The organism is Gluconobacter japonicus (genome assembly GCF_002723975.1).
Classification (GTDB): Bacteria; Pseudomonadota; Alphaproteobacteria; order Acetobacterales; family Acetobacteraceae; genus Gluconobacter; species Gluconobacter japonicus.
Window position 1 is genome coordinate 1 of sequence record NZ_BEWO01000058.1, and the last position, 3274, is coordinate 3274.

Below are 3274 nucleotides of genomic sequence, written 5' to 3' on the forward strand. Positions count from 1 at the left end.
CCACTTCATGGAAAAGCAGGGCTTTGTCTCCAAGGTTCATCGCAAAAAGCCGCATCTCAAGCCTATGCCCCGGCATATCCAGAAATCAAATGCTGGAAAGTCGGTCATCCGGTCACGTGTCGAGCATGTCTTTGCCGATCAGAAGTCACAGACGGGGCTGTTTGTCCGGACTGTCGGTATCAGTCGAGCCACCATGAGGATCGGGCTCGCCAATATCGTCTACAATATGCGCCGCCTCCTCTTCCTCGAAAGATTGAACGCGAACGCATAGCCATCCAGCGAGAGACAACTCCCAATCTGCTCAAAACGCAGACTGGACGCCATCGCAAAAACCGTCAATCAAATCGCCAAAACCCAGAAATTACCGGCCAAGCACATCAATCAAGGGTTCTTCGATCCCTCCACGTTATGACAGTCTGTCTGAGAGACTTTTCCGTTGTTTCACAGGCCGGAAGGCATGCCATGTCTCTCGCCTAGCCAAGAGAATACCCACAGCGTGAATAATCGGCAATAATGAAAAGTACGCGGGCTACTTCTTGTTCCGTCTCTAATTATTAAGTGACCTGATCCGTCTAAGGAGTTTCGACGCGGTAACATCCTGACCGATGATCATCAAGTCGACAGAGGGGAAAGGGCGTTAGAGGTAACAGACGCCTTCCAATACCCGGGACAGTTATTCCGACCCCACGGACAGTAAAGTGATGAAAAACGTCGCATACTAGCCCCCTTTGATAGCTAAGCTATCTACCTTTAATTTTTGGTAATAGAATTATCTATTATGGTAAATTTTTTTTGCATTGATATATATAATATATGACCAAATAAAAGAAAATACTCCTAAAGATAATTGAAAAATAGCCTCATTATAATTTTCTTTGTTGATATTTTTGTTTGGTAGTAAATTTAAGAATTTGCATACTTCGTGCGCAAAATATAACGGGATAATAGACAATAATATAACCTTTACAAATCTAATCCCTATAATAGATGAAATAACCGACAAAGCGGCATTGAGAAATGATATCCGAAACGATAATATGGTATAGAGAAAAAATTCAAACAGAACATCATTACTGGACTCATTTCCAGATATTAATATATAATCAAATATTAAAGACATTATTCCATATGATAGGAAATAAAATGGTATACAAGAAAGAATAAATAACTTGATCATTTTATATATCCATTCAAGTAATCTACATACCCCTCATGCCATAATGGTAAATCCCTATTAAATGTACTAAGCGCCTCAGACGGGGAGTTATGCGATGCTATATAGGCCATTCCTGCCAAGCCTAGTTCTCCCTCAGTTAACCCGACCGCAGCCCCCCAAACACCGACATTATAATTAGCGTTATCCACAAGTCCTCGGTAGCTCAATGCTGAGGCCTTGTCCCTTTGCGCATCAAATTTCCCACCATGGCCCAGTGTATCATTAACCAGATGGATAAAACTCATGGAGAACTTGGTATCATTTCTATGAGACGCCCCGTCATCAGCAACAGACTGAATGGTATACCTATTTGTTATATCGAATGTCCTTCCAGACCCGTCCGTATATTGATGAACATTCGATGGGACTCCCGCCACTGGTGTATAAGCGCCTGGATTAGAATTCAAATCAATGGAAGATAATTTCGCGCCAGAATCGAATAATAACTTAATTCGTTCTAAGGTTAATCCGCGGTTTGCCATGTCATCTGCGATGTTTGTAACCGACATTAAATTGCGATCGTCCGCAAGAGACTGCCCTGTTTTTTCCTCAAATGCTGACGACACTGCGTTTCTAACCAAGTCAGAATGAGCAAGCTCTGCACGCATACCTTGAATCGTCGAGGTATCAGCCAGTTTGTCTTCCACAGCGCTTCGTTCTGCGTCCGTAGGGGGACGTCCGAGCATGTTTTGCCAATACGGATCTATCACCCAGGCTTCGCCATAGAAATGGGCAAGATCGTATCGGACTTGCTTGTAAGTTCCATTTTTGCCGACAAGATCTTTCTGTGCATTAGTCCAGTTATCATCGTTAGAACTGGGAACCCTATCCTGCACTTGAGAGATCAAATTCTTGTATAGCGCTGTGGCTTCGTCGGAGTGAGCCAAATTAAAGCGTGTATTATTCAAATTATCGTTGTTTCCAAGAGAATCTAGTTGTTTTTTCATTTCGTCTGAATCTGACATTCTGTTTAGAACATCATTGTAGTCTTTCTCAACTTTATTCCTTATTCTGTCACTATGAGCGTATAAGGATCTGACATCCTTAATGTTGCGCTCTTCAGATGAAAAATAATCGTAAATGCTTTGTATTGTTTTTTCATCGGGATCTGAATCACCGATATCTTGAGCTGCTTTGTTGATCTCGTTATCGAGATCAGAAATTTTTAAAGATGCATAGGCTCCTGAGTGAGTGACATAGGTAACAAGACGACCGTTGCTCCCTTCGAGATACTGCACCCCATTAATAACCTTCACCTTACGAGCATGAACTTCTATTTCTTGCGGGGGTGATGGAGGAAGATTACCATTTGCATTGCCGGTAGAAGCATATCCATCTCCCGTATTAGACAATCCTCCCGCCCCAGGGTTGTATCCTGTCACTGGAACTTCGTCTCCGCGTCCTGGTGGGGCTTCTACTCCGCCTTCACCACCTCCTCCTGAAGTTACGGGAGAAGGAGGATTAGCGCCCTCATCATCGTCTGAAACGGACAGAAGAGATATAGCTACAGGAAGCTTTATATTTGATGCGGCTATTTTGGTAGGTTGACTTAATGTATCATCGAATTTTGTAGTATTATGGATTTTTTGATGAATTTTTTTCAGTTCTGGAGAGTTTCTCCAGTAATCGATCTGGCGGTGAGAAGAGTAACTAGAATCTCTAGAGGCAATTGTGTTTAAATTTTTTGTAGAAGCCATCCCGTGGAAATTAAGTGATACGTCCTGAGAAGATGATGCTGATACAGGATTATCGTGCTGATTTGGTGGAGTCTTTCCGATTGGGGGCGAGATTGTATGATGCTGCGGCCCGGACATCAGCGGAAAAATTAATGAAAAATCCGACAATTTGACCTCCGTCTCGTATGAGATATGTCAGTACGATACCATAATTATCTTTTTGTAACAGTCCTTGGTTATCGAAGATTGTTGCGATTCATGTCGAATATACCTGTGACCCAATTTATGGGCGGCTATTAGAATTAGAAGCGATGAATTACCTTTTAGAGGATAAAAGGTAATTCTTCTCTTTTTTCTAAAAATTGCCCCCTCTTCACCCCCT

1 protein-coding gene and 1 pseudogene are annotated in these 3274 nt (G+C 42.4%); one reads left to right on the forward strand and one right to left on the reverse strand.

The genetic code is table 11. The features are described 5' to 3' along the window. A pseudogene (locus GJA01_RS14990) lies at nucleotides 1-271 on the forward strand (IS5/IS1182 family transposase); the annotation flags it as partial. A 902-nt stretch (nucleotides 272-1173) separates the two neighbouring features. Here GJA01_RS14990 and GJA01_RS15000 read toward each other — a convergent pair. Continuing rightward, on the reverse strand, nucleotides 1174-3060 hold the full coding sequence (locus GJA01_RS15000; RefSeq protein WP_145993814.1) for a hypothetical protein: 1887 nt from the start codon (nucleotides 3058-3060) through the stop codon (nucleotides 1174-1176). Between the last annotated feature and the right edge of the window lie 214 nt (nucleotides 3061-3274).